Source organism: Sphingopyxis sp. Geo48, assembly GCF_949769155.1.
Classification (GTDB): domain Bacteria; phylum Pseudomonadota; class Alphaproteobacteria; order Sphingomonadales; family Sphingomonadaceae; genus Sphingopyxis.
In genome coordinates, this window is sequence record NZ_CATKPA010000001.1 from 36,562 (window position 1) to 51,594 (window position 15,033).

Annotated in this window: 15 protein-coding genes; 11 read left to right on the forward strand and 4 right to left on the reverse strand. The window is 67.4% G+C overall.

Annotated elements, in window-relative coordinates; genetic code table 11:
* The 9 genes from QOL79_RS00210 to QOL79_RS00250 all read left to right on the forward strand — a co-directional run bounded on the left by QOL79_RS00210 (position 1) and on the right by QOL79_RS00250 (position 8,892).
* Complete coding sequence (locus QOL79_RS00210) at positions 1–204, forward strand: phage tail assembly chaperone (RefSeq protein WP_349306403.1); 204 nt, start codon at positions 1–3, stop codon at positions 202–204.
* Positions 197–769 (forward strand): tail tape measure protein, encoded by a 573-nt coding sequence (locus QOL79_RS00215; protein WP_283418231.1) that lies wholly within the window; start codon positions 197–199, stop codon positions 767–769. Before QOL79_RS00210 ends, QOL79_RS00215 begins: the two co-directional genes overlap by 8 nt.
* Entirely contained in the window at positions 769–3,105 is a 2,337-nt protein-coding gene (locus QOL79_RS00220) for a DUF2460 domain-containing protein (protein WP_283418232.1), read from the forward strand. Before QOL79_RS00215 ends, QOL79_RS00220 begins: the two co-directional genes overlap by 1 nt.
* Positions 3,099–3,935: a phage/gene transfer agent baseplate hub protein gene (locus QOL79_RS00225; protein WP_283418233.1), complete on the forward strand. Its 837-nt coding sequence runs from the start codon at positions 3,099–3,101 to the stop codon at positions 3,933–3,935. The genes QOL79_RS00220 and QOL79_RS00225 overlap by 7 nt, the downstream gene beginning before the upstream one ends.
* Entirely contained in the window at positions 3,928–4,332 is a 405-nt protein-coding gene (locus tag QOL79_RS00230; RefSeq protein WP_283418234.1) for an NlpC/P60 family protein, read from the forward strand. Before QOL79_RS00225 ends, QOL79_RS00230 begins: the two co-directional genes overlap by 8 nt.
* A gap of 9 nt (positions 4,333–4,341) precedes the next feature.
* Complete coding sequence (locus QOL79_RS00235) at positions 4,342–6,513, forward strand: phage tail protein (protein ID WP_283418235.1); 2,172 nt, start codon at positions 4,342–4,344, stop codon at positions 6,511–6,513.
* Positions 6,514–6,522: 9 nt separating this feature from the next.
* Positions 6,523–6,978 (forward strand): DUF2793 domain-containing protein, encoded by a 456-nt coding sequence (locus tag QOL79_RS00240; protein WP_349306404.1) that lies wholly within the window; start codon positions 6,523–6,525, stop codon positions 6,976–6,978.
* A gap of 130 nt (positions 6,979–7,108) precedes the next feature.
* A complete protein-coding gene (locus QOL79_RS00245; RefSeq protein WP_283418236.1) occupies positions 7,109–8,224 on the forward strand; it encodes an OmpA family protein in 1,116 nt (371 codons plus the stop codon).
* Between the two features lie 227 nt (positions 8,225–8,451).
* Positions 8,452–8,892, forward strand: a complete 441-nt coding sequence (locus QOL79_RS00250) for an ExbD/TolR family protein (protein WP_282945955.1) — start codon at positions 8,452–8,454, stop codon at positions 8,890–8,892.
* A gap of 363 nt (positions 8,893–9,255) precedes the next feature.
* Here the strand turns inward: QOL79_RS00250 and QOL79_RS00255 are convergent, their stop codons facing one another.
* From QOL79_RS00255 to QOL79_RS00265, 3 genes are all read right to left on the reverse strand, one after another.
* A complete protein-coding gene (locus QOL79_RS00255) occupies positions 9,256–9,801 on the reverse strand; it encodes a DUF1993 domain-containing protein (RefSeq protein ID WP_283418237.1) in 546 nt (181 codons plus the stop codon).
* Between the two features lie 27 nt (positions 9,802–9,828).
* Positions 9,829–11,610 (reverse strand): ABC transporter transmembrane domain-containing protein, encoded by a 1,782-nt coding sequence (locus QOL79_RS00260; RefSeq protein WP_283418238.1) that lies wholly within the window; start codon positions 11,608–11,610, stop codon positions 9,829–9,831.
* 130 nt (positions 11,611–11,740) lie between these two features.
* A complete protein-coding gene (locus QOL79_RS00265) occupies positions 11,741–11,998 on the reverse strand; it encodes a YjhX family toxin (RefSeq protein WP_283418239.1) in 258 nt (85 codons plus the stop codon).
* 272 nt (positions 11,999–12,270) lie between these two features.
* Between QOL79_RS00265 and QOL79_RS00270 the strand changes: the two genes are divergently transcribed.
* Both QOL79_RS00270 and QOL79_RS00275 read left to right on the forward strand, forming a co-directional pair.
* Positions 12,271–13,491 carry a polyhydroxyalkanoate depolymerase gene (locus QOL79_RS00270; protein ID WP_283418240.1) on the forward strand — a complete coding sequence of 407 codons (1,221 nt, stop codon included), beginning with the start codon at positions 12,271–12,273 and terminating at the stop codon, positions 13,489–13,491.
* 64 nt (positions 13,492–13,555) lie between these two features.
* On the forward strand, positions 13,556–14,545 hold the full coding sequence (locus tag QOL79_RS00275) for a dipeptide epimerase (RefSeq protein ID WP_283418241.1): 990 nt from the start codon (positions 13,556–13,558) through the stop codon (positions 14,543–14,545).
* On the opposite strand, the gene QOL79_RS00280 is transcribed toward QOL79_RS00275, so the two are convergent.
* Positions 14,542–15,006 (reverse strand): pyridoxamine 5'-phosphate oxidase family protein, encoded by a 465-nt coding sequence (locus tag QOL79_RS00280; protein WP_283418242.1) that lies wholly within the window; start codon positions 15,004–15,006, stop codon positions 14,542–14,544. The genes QOL79_RS00275 and QOL79_RS00280 overlap by 4 nt on opposite strands.
* Positions 15,007–15,033 lie beyond the last annotated feature (27 nt).

A 15,033-nucleotide genomic window follows, 5' to 3' on the forward strand; every position in this document is an offset into this window, starting at 1 on the left:
GTGGCCGATGAACGGTTCGCGGCTGCGGCGCTGCCGCTGCTGGGATTGATGGCGCGCGCGCTCGGCTGGCGGCCGGACGAATTCTGGAGCGCGACCCCGGCCGATGTCGCGGCGGCGTTGGGAAGTTGGCGCGAGGGCGATGCGGCCGCGGCGGTCGACCGGATGGAGCTGGCAGCGATGATGGAGCAATTTCCCGATGGATGAGATGGACGATCTGTTCGGCGCGATGCGCGGCGACGCGGCGGGGTTCCGGCGCGAGGTTGCGGCGCTGCGCGCCGAAATCGGCGGGCCGCTGGTCAGCGAGGCGGAGCGGGCGGGGCAGGCGATCGAACGGGCGCTGACCCGCGCGATCCTGACCGGCAAGCTGGGGTTCGAGGATCTGAAGCGGCTGGCGCTGTCGGTGATGGCCGACATTGCGCGCGCCGCGATCCAGAGCGGCATCGGGGCGATCCTGGGCGGCGGCTCGGGCGGCGGGGGTGGCGGCCTGCTCGCGCTGGGGCAGGGGATCGCATCGTCGGTATTCGGTGCGCCGGGGCGGGCGACCGGCGGGCCGGTCAGTGCGGGGCGCGCCTATCGCGTCGGCGAGCGCGGCCCCGAATATTTCGTGCCGACGTCGAGCGGGCGGATCGAGACGGGCGGGAACGCCCGCACGATCGCGATCACCGTAAATGTTCGCGGTGATGCAGGCAGTGAACCAAAACGGTTGGAACAGACGGGCCGGCAGATTGCGCGCGCGGTTCGTCGCGCGGTCGCTGCGGGGGAAGATTGATGGGCTGGGCGCTCGTCGCGGCCGCCGAGCCGCATCATCGCAAGGGGTGGCTGAAACGCTTCGATCCGCGCTTCTGGACCGTCGATTTCGCGCGGCCGATGATGGCGAGCGTCGTAACGCCGCACGATCCGGCCGCGGCGCAGGCGCTGCGCGTCGAGGCGGTGTTCTATAACCGGCAAGATCTGGCGGGGCTGATCTGGGAGGCTGAGGATCGCTGGGACCATCCGCTGCTCGCCTATGAAACAAGCCGCGATTTCCGGCGCACGCAGCTCCGCTTTCGCTGGCGGTCGGCCGGGATCAAGCCGCTCGATGCGCTGCATGGACCGACCTTGACGATCGAGGGGCGCGACGCGGCGGGCGAGGCGCGCGCCTGGTATGTGCGGCTGTGGAATTATGCGGTCGGGACGCCCGAAGATGCGGTCGTGACGCTCGATTTCGACGCTCTCGACGGCGGATTCCTGTTGCCCGGCGAGGCCGATCCGGTGTGGGCCGGCGATGTCGACCGGATGTTCATCTCGCTGGTTTCACCGGCCTATGACGGGAGTTCGGCGCTGCTCGCCGCGCCTGTCGAGGGCTGGGCCGAGATGAGCGGGATCATGTGCAGCGGGTCGGGATCGGTGCTGGCGATCGGCGATGCGGTGCTGCCCGAGCAGGGACCGGGAATCGCAAGCGGCTATGACGACAGCTATCATCTGACGCCGGCGCGGCTGGTGCGGCAGATCGTGCAATTGGGCTATCGCGGCGATGTCGTCCATTATGTCGGGATGAGCCATTATATGCGGCTCGAAGCGCTGGACGGCGGATATTATGCGAGCCTGGCCGGGGGCGTGCTCAACGCGCCGTGCGCGGCGTGGCACGTCGGGTTAGCGGAGGAATGCGCGGCGGCAGGGCTGGGGCTGATCTGGTCGCTATCCTACGAATATTTCGACGCTTATTGCTGGAACGACTGGAAGCAGCGTGCAGCCGACGGCTCGCCGGCGCTGACCGGATGGACGCCGCCCTCGACACTGCTGTCGCCCGCGCATGCAGGCGCCATGGACTATCTGCAGCTCGTGGCGCGAAGCTTCGTCGCGATCGGGGTGGCGGCGGGGCTGGACGTGAAGTTTCAGGTCGGTGAACCCTGGTGGTGGATCGCGTCCGGGGGACGAATTTGCGCTTATGATACGGCGACGACGGCGGCGCTGGGGCCGGCGAGCGTCGCGATTGCCGATGTGCGAGCGAGCCTGAGCGTGCCGCAGCAGGCGATGCTCGATGCTCTCGGCGAATTGCTCGCGACCTCTACCGCGGCGCTGGTTGCGGCGGCGCGCGACGAGGCGGGTGCGGCGGGGCTCGTCAGCCACCTGCTCGTCTATCTGCCGACGGTGCTCGACGCGGCAGCGCCCGAGGTGCGGCGGGCGAATGTGCCGGCCGGATGGGCAGCGCCGGCCTTCGACGTGCTGCAGCTCGAGGATTATGACTGGGTGACCGGCGGGCGCGGCGCGGAGACGGCGCGGGCGCGCGAAGCGATGGCGGACCGGCTCGGCTATCCCGCCGAAGAGCAGCATTATTTTTCGGGCTTCGTGCTGCGCGGCGAGGATCGCGCGCAGTGGGCGGCGATTGCCGATGCCGCCGATGCGGCACGGCGTGCGGGGGTGGCGCGGGCGTTCGTCTGGGCCCTGCCGCAGGTGGCGCGCGACGGGTTCGTGAGCTTTGACGGGGAGGATGCGGTGCAGGCTTATGATGCGGTGGATTTCCCGCTCGCGATCGGGCGCGAGGCGATGGTCGTAACCGAATTTTCGACGCAGATCGTGAGCTCGCCCTCGGGGCATGAGCAGCGCGCGAGCGAATGGGCCGAGGCGCGGATGCGCTATGACGCCGGGCCGGGGGTGCGGTCCGAGAGCGACGTGCGCGCGCTCGCCGATTTTTTTCGCGCCCGGCGCGGCGCGGCGCGGGCGTTTCGCTTCCGCGATCCGTTCGACCATGGCTCGGCCGCGGATGGCGGGCTGCCGGGGCCCGGCGACCAGCTGCTCGGCGTCGGCGACGGGAGCCGGCGGCAATTCGCGCTGGTGAAGCGCTATGGCGCGGGCGAGGCGATGCAGGTTCGGAGCATTCGCCTGCCGGTTGCGGGCAGCGTGCGCGTGTCGGTCGACGGGATCGAGACGGCGACATTCGCCGTAACGGACGAGGGCGAGGTGCTGCTCGACGCCCCGCCGGGGCCGGGGATCGCGGTGCGGGCGGGATATTTGTTCGACGTGCCGGTGCGCTTCGCCGAGGACCGGCTGGAGGTCAGCCGCGCGACCTTCCTCGCAGGCGAGCTTGCGAGCGTGCCGCTGGTCGAGGTGCGCGCGCCATGGTGAGCGGGTCCGGCGGGAGCGCGCCGGGTTGGCTGCGCGAGGAGTTGGTGACGCTTGCCTGGTGCTGGCGGCTGTCGCGGCGCGACGGGGTGGTGATCGGGCTGACCTCGCACGATCATGACCTGATCGTCGGCGGCGTCCCCTATCGCGCGGCGCCGGGAATGAAGCCGTCGGCGCTGGAAACGAACGACAGCCTCGATGCGGCGACGATGGACCTTGAAGGGGCGGTGACGAGCGACGCGATTGCGGCCGCCGACCTTGACGCGGGGCGGTGGGACGGCGCCGAGCTCGAGCTGTTCGTGGCCGACTGGACCGCGCCCGAGGTTGCGCCGGTGACGGTAGCGCGCGGGTCGCTGGGCGCGGTCGAGCGGCGGGGTGCAGCCTTTACGGCGGAGCTGCAGGGCGTGACGCGGCGGCTCGATGCGCCGGTTTGCCCGGCGACTTCGCCGTCGTGCCGCGCGCGGCTGGGCGATCGGGCATGCCGGGTCGACCTTGCGCCGCGCACGCATGTGCGGCGCGTCGTCGCGGTCGAGGGGCGCCGTGTCATGCTCGATATGCCGGTCGCGGCAGGCACGATGGCCTTTGGCGAACTGCTCTGGATGGAGGGGCGGGCATGTGGATTGGCGAGCCCGGTGGTCGCCGAAGACGCGGAAGAGCTGATGTTGGCGGAGATGCCGCCGTTCGTGCCCGCGCTTCCCGTGCGCGTTCGACTGGTCGAGGGATGCGACCGGCGGCTCGCGACATGCCGCGACCGTTTCGCCAACGCCGTCAATTTTCGCGGCGAGGCGCATTTGCCGGGGAATGACCTGCTGACGCGCTATCCCGGTGGTTGAGGCCTTGGGCGCGCGCGCCTTTGCGGCAGCGCGGACGATGGTGGGGGTGCCGTTCCGCGCGCAGGGGCGCGACCCGCGGCACGGGCTGGATTGCGTGGGGCTGGTCTGGGCGGCCTATGCGGCGGTGGGGTGCGCATTGCCGGCACCCGACGACTATCCGCTGCGCGGGTGGCGCCGCGGCCGGATTGTTGCCGCGCTGATGACGGCCGGGTTCCGGGCGGTGGCCGATCGGGCTGACGGCGACGTGGCGCTGATCGCGCTTCCGGCCGGGCATCATCATCTGGGGGTCATCGGGCCCGCGAGCATGGTTCACGCGCATGCCGGGCTGCGGAGGGTCGTGGAGTCGCCTTCGGACGATGTCATGCGCGCGGCCGCCCGGTGGCGGCTCGAACAATAGGGGGTAAGGATGGCGACTTTGGTGCTGACGGTGGTTGGCGGGATCGTCGGCGGGCCGGTCGGCGCGGCGCTGGGCGCTGCGATCGGACAGCAGGCCGATGCCGCGATCTTCAAGCCGAAGGGCCGCGAAGGGCCGCGGCTTGCCGACCTGAAGGTCCAGGCGTCGATCTATGGCCAACAGATCCCGAAGCTGTTCGGGACGATGCGCGTAGCGGGCAGCGTGATCTGGGCGACCGACCTGATCGAACGGCGGACGAAACGCGGCGGCGGCAAGGGGCGGCCGTCGACGACCGAATATAGCTATTCGGTGTCGCTGGCGGTCGCGCTGTCGTCGCGTCCGATCCGCGCGATCCGCCGGATATGGGCCGACGGCAATTTGCTGCGCGGTGCCGGCGGGAGTTTCCGGGAGCGCTGTACCTTTCGCTGGCATGACGGGAGCGAGGACCAGCCGGCGGACACGCTTGTCGCCTCGGCGGTCGGGATCGGCTCGGCGAGCGCGTTTCGGGGTCTGGCCTATGCGGTGTTCGAGGAGCTTGAACTCGCCGGCTTCGGCAACCGCATCCCGTCGCTGACCTTCGAAGTCGAGGCCGACGACGCTGCGGTCGATGGCGGGTTTGTCGGCGATGTGCTGTTGGGAGAGGCGGGGCGCTGCGTGGGGAACTGGCCGATTGCGGGCTATGCCGCGTCGGGCGAACGGGCGCGTGAGGCGTTGGCGCCGCTGTTCGCGGTCGACGGTGTCCGGCTCGCCAGTGGTCCGGCGGGGTGGCGGCTGGCGCCCGCCGCGGCGTCCGAACCGTCGATGCTGTCCGATTTTGCCGAAATGCGCCGTGCGGTCCGCGATGCGGATCGGGTCGAGCAGCGCCGTGCACCGCTTTCGTCGCTGCCCGGGCTTGTGAACCTGCGGTATTATGAGCCCGCGCGCGATTATCAGCTGGGTCAGCAGTCGGCCGAAGTCGCGGGAGGCGGCGTGCGCGAGGAGCGTGTCGACCTGCCCGCCGCACTGCCCGCCGAGTCCGCGTATGCGCTGGCGCACGCGCTTGCCCGAGCGGCGGCGGACGACCGTGAAACCTGTATCTGGCGGGCCGACCTCGCGGCGCTGGCGCTACCGATAGGCGGGCCGGTCGTGCTCCCCGACGGAAGTGCCTGGAGGAGCGTGTCGCGAACGGTGCGGGGCGGGGAGGTGATGCTCGAGCTATATCGTCACCAGCCGCTGCCGGTAACCGCGATCGATGCCGATGGTGGGCAGGCCGTAACACCGCCCGACTGGCCCGACGGCGAAACTGTCGTCCATCTGTTCGATTGCCCGAACATCGGGACCAGTCCAGCCTCCGCCCCGCGTCTGCTGGTCGCCGCGGCGGGTAGCAATGCGGGATGGCGCGGCGCCGATATCTGGATCTGTCCCGCCCCCGATGCCGAGCCGATCGCGCTCGGGATGGTGCGCCCCGCCGCCGCGCTTGGCGCGTTGGCGGGCGCGGTGCCCGCCTCGGGCGGCGCGTTGATCGATCTTGCAAACAATCTTGTCGTAACGCTCGTCAATCCGTCCATGATGCTGGAATCGGTTGAAAATTCTGCGCTTCTCGGTGGCGCCAACCGCGCGATGCTGGGAACCGAGATGGTGCAGTTCGGAACGGTGGAACGGATCGGCGCCGCGGAATGGCGGCTTTCGCGATTGCTGCGCGGGCGCGGCGGGTCGGAGATCGCCAGTCATCCCGCCGGTACGCCGTTCGTCCTCCTCGACGATATCGCGTTGTTGCCGGTGCCCGATGCCGTCGCGCAGCTGGTCGAGAGCGGGTCGGCGGTGCTGCAATGGGCCGGGCGGGCAAGCACGGCGGTCGCCGAGGCCCCGCTGCCGGCCGTGGGGCAAGCGCTGGCGCCGCTCCCCCCCTTGCATGGCCGGGTGCGGCCCGATGGCGCGGGGGGCTTTGCTGTCGAATGGACGCGCTGCAGCCGCTTCGACACCGGGTGGCGCGATCATGTCGACCTGCCCCTTGGCGAAAGCCGCGAAGCCTGGGAGATCGCGCCGGTGCCGCCGGTCCCGGGCGCCGGTCCATGGACGGCGACGGCGCAGGCCCTGCACCTTGACGCGGCGGCCGTCGCGGGCCTGCCGGTTGCGGCAGTGCTTGCCATTCGACAGCTCGGCGACCTGGGCCGTTCGCGGCCGCTTTTCCTTACGCTCAACTGATGGGACCGGATGATGACCGATACGCTTGCTACCCCTCGTTTCACCCTGCCATTGCTCGCCGTCGCGCAGGCGCAGAAGGAGGTAACGCACAATGAGGCGCTTGCCCTGCTCGATGCCTTGCTGCATCCGGCGGTCGAAGCCGGACCCGTTGCGACGCCGCCGCCGGCACCGGTCGCCGGTCAGTGCTGGCTCGTCGCAGCCGGAGCGGGCGGCGAATGGTCGGGGCGAGGAGGGACTATCGCGATCCGGACCGACGGCGGCTGGCGTTTCGTCGCGCCGCGCGGCGGGATGCGCATCATCCGGCTGAGCGACGGGGCGCTGCTGCGCTTCGAAGGCGGGCTATGGATCGGTCCCGCGGCGATTCCGGCTCCCGCCGGGGGCGCGACAGTGGAGGTCGAAGCCCGCGCCGCCATCGCGGCGCTGCTGTCGGTCCTCGACGCGCATGGTATTCTGAAATCAGGCTGATTTTGCCAATATTGATCTGTTAAGTGCGACTTTTTGGCAACAGATTGACGATTTGTTAGCTTGCACGGAACCAAAGGGACGAGTAGGACGTCTGTCGAGACGTAAATCTCAATTGAAAGGGGAATCTACTATGAGGAAGCTTGCCGTCGCTGTGGCGTTGGCCTCCACTGCCCTGGCGTCGCCAGCTTTGGCGCGCGACAACTCCTGGTATGTCGGTGTTGGTGGTGGTGTGATGATCATCGAGGACATGGACCTCGACATCGGTGCCATCGATAACGCCGCAAACCTCAATCATCGCAATGGCTATGACGTTGAAGGCACCGTCGGATACGATTTCGGAGGCTTCCGCGCGGAAGTCGAGGTCGGCTACCGCGAAGCCGACATCAAGTCGGGCAGCTTCTCGGCGCCGGGTATCCCGCAGAGCCCGAGCGGTACCGGCGTGCCCTTCATCGGTTCGACCGCGCTGAACGGCGATTCGAATGCGCTGAGCTTCATGGTCAACGGCCTGCTCGACTTCGGCGACGATGATGGCCTGCAGGGCTTCATCGGCGGTGGTGCGGGTGTTGCGCGCGTCTCGGTCGAGCCGGTCTTTGCCGGTCCGTTCCTCGACGATTCGGACACCGGCTTCGCCTGGCAGGCGATCGCGGGTATCCGCGCTCCGCTCACCAAGAACTGGGATGTCGGCCTGAAGTATCGCTTCTTCAACGCCAGCGGGATCGACCTGGTCGACCAGGTTGGCCGCGACGTTTCGACGCGCTTCCGTTCGCACTCGATCCTGGGGACGCTGACGTACAACTTCGGTGGCGCTGAACCGCCGCCCCCGCCGCCCCCGCCGCCGCCGCCTCCCCCGCCGCCCCCGCCGCCCCCGCCGCCGCCTCCGCCGCCGGCTGTGTGCGAGCCTGGGCCGTACATCGTGTACTTCGACTGGGATCAGTCGAACATCACGCCGGAAGCGGCTGCTACGCTCGACAACGCGATCAGCGCTTACAACCGCGGCTGCTCGGGTACGCAGGTTTGGCTCGCCGGTCACGCCGACCGTTCGGGTTCGGCCAAGTACAACGTCGGTTTGTCGCAGCGCCGCAACGATGCGGTTCGCAGCTATCTGACCGCTCGCGGTATCTCGGACGGCTCGATCTCGGCCGAAGCATTCGGCGAATCGCGTCCGGCCGTCGCGACCGCCGACGGCGTCCGCAACGATCAGAACCGCCGCGTGGAAATCAAGTACGGTCCGGGTTCGGGCATGTAAGATTTCCGACCCGGTTGGGTTTGAAGACAAGAGGGGCGGTGCCGAAAGGTGCCGCCCTTTCTTGTTGGGCCGATGCGGCCGGCCCGACGCGTAGCGCTTTTTATTTGCTCTTTGCGTATAATGTTATACCGTAACAATAGGTCGAGGCTTTCCCGGTGGACGCCTCAGCCCAAGGTACGGGGATGGTGCCTGGACTCGGGCCGCCCCGCGAGATGGGGAGACACAAGATGCGCAAGCTTCGCAGCCGCTTCCACCAAAGCATTTTTCGCGCCGATCCCAATGGCGATCCCGACATCAACACAACGCCCCTGATCGACGTGATGCTGGTGATGCTCGTGATGTTCATCATCACGATCCCGCCGCCGACGCACAGCGTCGACATCACGCTTCCGCAGGGGCCGGATGTAACAGGCAAAGTCCTCGACGAAAATCGCGTCACGATCGATACGGCCGACACGATCCGCTGGAATGGCGAGGCGGTCGACCTTGCCCAACTCGGGCAACTCGTGAAGCTCGCATCGGAGCGCACCAAACAGCCGGTGCTGATGTTCGAACCCGACGCACGCGCGCGCTATTTGCGCGTCGACGAGGCGATTGGCGCGATCCGGCGCAATGGCGGCGAGAAGCTCGCCTTCCCGGGCATCCGCAAATATGGCGGGCTGATCTAGCCGCGTTGCGTTCTTTTGGTGGCTATCGGGTGGATTCCCGATAGTCGTCACCCCGGACCCTTCGACAGGCTCAGGACAGGCTTGATCCGGGGTCCACGACTTCGACGCTGGGATGGATCCCGGATCAAGTCCGGGATGACGAAGAGGGAAGCATCCTCCCTGTCGCGTAGCGATGGGGAGGGGGACCGCCGCCGTAGGCGGTGGTGGAGGGGCGTCAACGTCGCGCCATCGCCCCTCCGTCAGCGCTTCGCCAAGGGCGAAGTTTATCCTGAGCGCCTGCAAGGCAGTCGAAGGGCGCTGCCACCTTCCCATCGCTACGCGACAGGGAGGAACGAATGTCCACCTTCGGTCAATGCCGACGCGTCAGGCCGATGGCGCGGTCCCCGGTCGCAGATACTGCATCATGTAACCGACATAATCGACCTTGCCGAGCGGGACGCCCATGTGGCGGAGCACGGCGTAGGCGGCGACGAGATGGAAGTAGAATTGCGGTTGCGCCCAGTCGCGCACATAAGTGACGGCGGTCATGTCGAACGCCATGCCATTTGGCAGATCGAACCCGACCGGACGGTTGGGGTCGCCGTCGAGCGCGGCGCGATCGACGGAAGCGAGCCACACGAGCGTCGTCGAAATCTGCGTCTGCAGTCCGGCGAAGTCGGTGGCGTCGTCGCCAAGCTCGGGCGCGCCGTCAGCGCCGAGACGCGTCGCCGGCTGCATCGCCTGTATGCAGGTGAAGCGAACCTGCGTAGCCAAGGGAAACATGTCGGGCGCGAGCCGTGAGTCGATCAATTGAAGCTCGCCGACCCCGTTCGCCTCGCCCCATTCGAGCGCCTTCGCGAGCTGGCCCGAGAGGGCGCGCAAGCCGTTCGTATAAGCGGGGACAGTCAGGTCATAGAGTGTCGCTGGCATAGGAGGTGCGTCCTTCGAAGGGTGGCGTCAGGCGGCGGCAAGCTTGTCCTGGAATTGCAGCCGCGCGAGGCGGGCGTAGAGGCCGTCGGCGGCGACGAGGTCGTCGTGGCGGCCTTCCTCGACGATCCGCCCCTCGTCCATCACGATGATGCGGTCGGCGGCGCGCACGGTTGCGAGACGGTGCGCGATAACGATCGTCGTGCGGTCGTGCATCAGCGTTTCGAGCGCGTCCTGCACGAGCTTTTCGGATTCGGCGTCGAGCGCCGAGGTCGCTTCGTCGAGCAGCAGCAGCGGCGCGCGGCGGAGCAGCGCGCGGGCGATCGCGACCCGCTGGCGCTGGCCGCCCGACAGACGCGCGCCGCCCTCGCCCATGAAGGTGTCGAGACCGTCGGGCAGTTTGCGGAGGAATTCCTCGGCATTGGCGGCGCGGGCCGCTTCCCAGAGTTCGTCGTCGGTCGCCAGCCAGTTGCCGTAGCGGAGGTTATCGCGCGCAGAGGCGGCAAAGATCACCGTCTCCTGCGGCACCATCGCGATGCGCGCGCGGATGTCGGCAGGGTCGGCCTCGGTCAACGGCACGCCATCGAGGCGGATCTGGCCCGACTGGGGGTCATAAAAACGCTCGGCGAGCTGGAACAGCGTCGACTTGCCGGCACCGGACGGACCGACGATCGCGACGGTTTCGCGCGGGCGGATCGCGAGACTGAAATCATGGAGCGCCGGGGCGTCGGGGCGCGTCGGATAGTTGAACTCGACATGGTCGAATTCCAGCGTGCCGATCGCGGGATCGGGCAACAGGCGGGGACTGGCGGGTGGCGCGATCGTCGGCTCGGCGACGAGCAATTCGTTGAGGCGCTCGGCGGCCCCCGCCGCCCGGAGCAGGTCGCCATAGACCTCGGTGAGCGCGCCGAACGCACCCGCGACGAGGCCGCCGGTGAGGACGAAGGCGGCGATCGTACCGCCGGTGATCGTGCCCGCCGCGACCCCCGCGGCACCATACCAGAGCAGGGTCGTGATCGCGCCGAACAGCAGGCCGATGACGGTCGCGGTAATGATCGCGCGCAGGCGGATGCGGCGCTTGGCGGTCGCGAAATTGGCCTCGACCGCGTCGGCGAAGCGGCCTGCCTCGCGCTGTTCCTGCCCGAAGGCCTGGACGATCTTCATGGCGCCGAGCTGTTCGGCGGTGGTGGCGCCGATGTCTGCGACGCGGTCCTGACTAGAACGCGAGACCTTCTGGAGGCGGCGGCCCAAGAGGACGATCGGCAGGATGATGACCGGGATGCCGACCAATATCCCCGCCGTGAGCTTCGGCGAGAGCGAGAAGAGGTAACCGATGCCGCCGATCCCCATCACCGTGTTGCGGAGCGCGACCGAGACGGTGGTGCCGACGGTCTGCTCGATAATCGCCGTATCGGCGGTCATGCGCGAGGCGATTTCGGAGGGGCGGTTTTCTTCGAAGAAGCCGGGCGCGAGGCGGAGAAGATTCTGCTGCACCGCCTCGCGGATGTCGGCGACGGTACGTTCGCCGAGCCAGCTCACGAAATAGAAGCGGAGCGCGGTGGCGAGCGCGAGGATCACGACGATCACATAGAAGAAGCGGAAATGCGGTGCGACGTCGCCGCCACCGGCGACGAAGCCCGAATCGATCATTTCCTTGAACTGGTAGGGGATCGCAAGCGTCGCGAGCGCGGCGATGCCGAGCGCGATCGCCGCGATCAACAGTTGCAGCGGATATTTGCTGGCGTGATGCCAGACCATGCGCAGGCTCGACAGCTTGCGGGGCGGGACGGGTGGGTCGGATTTGGTCGCCATTGTCATCGCCCTAGCAGCCGCGCCGGTGCCGCTCAACGCCGCAAAGTGGCGTGCAGCTTCATGCGCCATGAAGCTGCGCTGCGCAAAGGGAGCGCGGACGCGAACCCGCGCTCCCCCCCAATATGCGCGATCAGCGGTTGTCGAGCTGTGCGCGTACCGCGCGCAGGCCCGCCTGCGTGATCCGGTACGGCATGCCGCGGTGCGACGCGATGAAGCCGCGGCGGCGGAGGCGCTGGAACAGTTCAAGGCCCCCGTTTTCAAGGATATGGCCGTCGCGCGTTACGCAAAGCGCCTCGACGACGCGGCCGCCATCATCGCGCCGGTGGCGGATCATGCCACCCTGCGCCAGCACGTGCAGCACGCGCTGTTCCGATTTCGAGATGTTCATTGGGATATTGTCCGAGACTATAGGCAACAACAGGCGCGCCGACCCATGGGCCAACGGCGTTTGCACCATCCCCTCCACCGGGATGTTAGCGGTTGCCCGCAATCTCAGACATATTCACTCCGAAGGACGCACCGGCGTCCGCCATCGCATGATATTGCCGATGAAATGTCGGTGCAACGGCTTTGATGCATTGCACAATGACACCGATGGCCTAGACTGGTCCGAAAGCAGGCGCCGCCAGAGCGCCGCCCCGGACGCAAGGACTATCGACAATGCTGTATCATGCCTTTGAAATGCAAAAGAGTTGGCTCGCGGGGGCCAGCGCGCTGGCGACCGCCGGCGCACAGGTGATTCAGCATCCCGCGAATCCCCTCGGCTATTTTGGCGGCAGCCCGATGTTCGCCTCGGCGCTCGAAGTCTTCGCCCATGCTGCCGCGCCGCGCGGCAAGCCGGGGTTCGAACTTTACGAGACCGTGTCCGAAGGCGAGACCGTCCGCGTCACCGAAAAGGTCGAGGCGCGAAAGCCCTTTGGCCAGCTCAAGCATTTCACGCACAAGAAGAGCGCGGGCAAACCCAAGCTGCTGATCGTCGCGCCGATGTCCGGCCATTATGCGACGCTGCTGCGCGGCACGGTCGAGCGGATGATCGGCGAGCATGACGTCTGGATCACCGACTGGCGCGACGCGCGCAACGTGCCGCTCGAAGCCGGCAAGTTCGACCTCGACGACTATATCGATTATGTCATTTCGTGGCTCGAGCACATCGGGCCGGGCGCGCATATGCTCGCGGTGTGCCAGCCCTCGGTGCCGAGCTATGCGGCGGCCGCGATCATGGCGGCGGACAAGCACAAGTGCCGGCCGAAGACGCTGACCATGATGGGCGGGCCGATCGATACGCGCAAGGCGCCGACCGCGGTCAACGAACATGCGATGACACGGCCCTATGCGTGGTTTCAGGAAAATGTGATCGTCACGGTTCCCGCCTGGTATCCAGGCGCGGGGCGGCGCGTCTATCCGGGCTTTTTGCAACTTGCGGGCTTCATGTCGATGAACCTTGGCAATCACATGATGAGCCATTGGTCGATGTTCAAACATCTGGTCGAAGGCGATGGTGAAAGCGCCGACAAGACCAAGGAATTCTATGACGAGTATCGGGCGGTCTGCGACATGACCGCTGAATTCTACCTCCAGACGGTCGATGTCGTGTTCCAGCGCCACGCACTGCCCAAGGGCGAGATGCTCCATCGCGGCAAGCCGGTCGATCTCACCAAGATCTCCGATATCGGGCTGCTCGCGATCGAGGGCGAACGTGACGATATTTCGGGGCTCGGACAGACGAAGGCGGCGCTGACGCTCGCCAAGTCGCTGCCGGCCGACAAGAAGAAATATTTGATGGCGAAGGGGGTCGGCCACTACGGCATTTTCAACGGCCGCAAGTGGCGCGACGATATTGCGCCGGTGGTCGAAAAGTGGATCCGCGCCAACGGCGCCTGATAGCCGAAGGCCCATTGCCGCAAAGCCCGCTTGCGAAACGTCGAAACGGCCATAGGAAGGAGCGATGGCCGTTCATCTGAAAAGCGCGCGCGTCGAACGCTGGCCGGTGGCGGGAAGCTTTATCATCAGCCGCGGCGCGACCGCCCATGTCGATGTGGTCGTCGCCGAGGTCGAAGGCGAGGGCGCGATCGGGCGCGGCGAGGGCACGCCGGTCTATTATCTCGGCGAAGATGCCGTCGGATGCCGCGACCAGCTTTTGCGTGTCGCCCCCTACATGGCCGAAATGGGCGCGGCCGAGGCACGGGCGGCTGTGCAGGAATTGATGCCGCCCGGCGCCGCGCGCAATGCGATCGATTGCGCGTTGTGGGATCTCGAGGCGAGGCAGCGTGGCCTCCGGCTGTGGCAGCTTGCGGGATGCGATGGTCCGCCGACCGCGCGGACGACGGCCTACACCATATCGCTCGGCACGCCCGGCGCGATGGCGGAGGCCGCCGCAACCGCCGAGGCCGACGGCTACCATTTGCTCAAGATCAAGCTGACCGGCGAGGGCGACCGCCTGCGCGTCGCCGGCGTGCGCAAGGGCGCCCCCAATGCGCGACTGATTGCCGACGCCAACGAAAGCTGGGGCCAGATCGATATCTTGAGCGAGGCCGAGGCGCTCGCCGATATGGGCGTCGAGATGATCGAGCAACCGGCGCCGGTCGGCGCCGACGCATTGCTTGACCCAATCTATGCCCCGATTCCGTTCGTCGCCGATGAAAGCTGCCACACCGTCGCAGATGTCGCGCGGATCGGCCCTTTCTACGACGGGGTGAACATCAAGCTCGACAAGGCGGGCGGGCTGACCGAGGCGCTGCGGCTCGCCGACGCAGCCGACGCGGCGGGGCTGTCAATCATGGCCGGCTGTATGCTCTGCACCAGCTTGGCTGTCGCGCCCGCTTTCGTACTCGCGCAGCGCGCACGGTGGGTCGACCTCGATGGGCCTGCCTTACTCGAACGCGACCGCGAGGGCGGCTTCGAGTTCCGCGAAGGGCAGATTGCGCCGTCGGTCTAGAGTGCCACTTCCGCGTGCTTGCCGAGGTCGCCTTCCTTCATCGTCATGCCGGTCGCGAGTTTGAACATGCCCTTCAGGCTCGGCTCAGCGGTCCAGATTTCGGCGTCTTCGAGGTCGAAGCGGAGCAGGACGAGTTTGGGATCATCCTTGCCGCCTTCGTACCAGGCCGCGATGCTGTTGTTCCAGAGCTTGTCGAGGACTGCGCGGCTGTCCTCGCGGCGCAACTCACCCGAAATAGAGGCATAAAGATCATGGCCCTTCGACGCGAACTGCGCCATCGCGGGGCCGCCGCCTGCGATGCGATTGTCGGTCGAGGTGAAGAACCAGAAGGCACTGTTGGCGTCCTTGTCGAGCTGCGCGTTCATTGGGATATGATGCAGCCGCTCGCCGGTCAGGCCGACCATGACATAGGGGCTGGCGTCGAGCGCCTTCCAGAATTGCTTGGTAATGTCGTCACTCATCGGTCGAGACTCCTGCTGTCCCCCCCC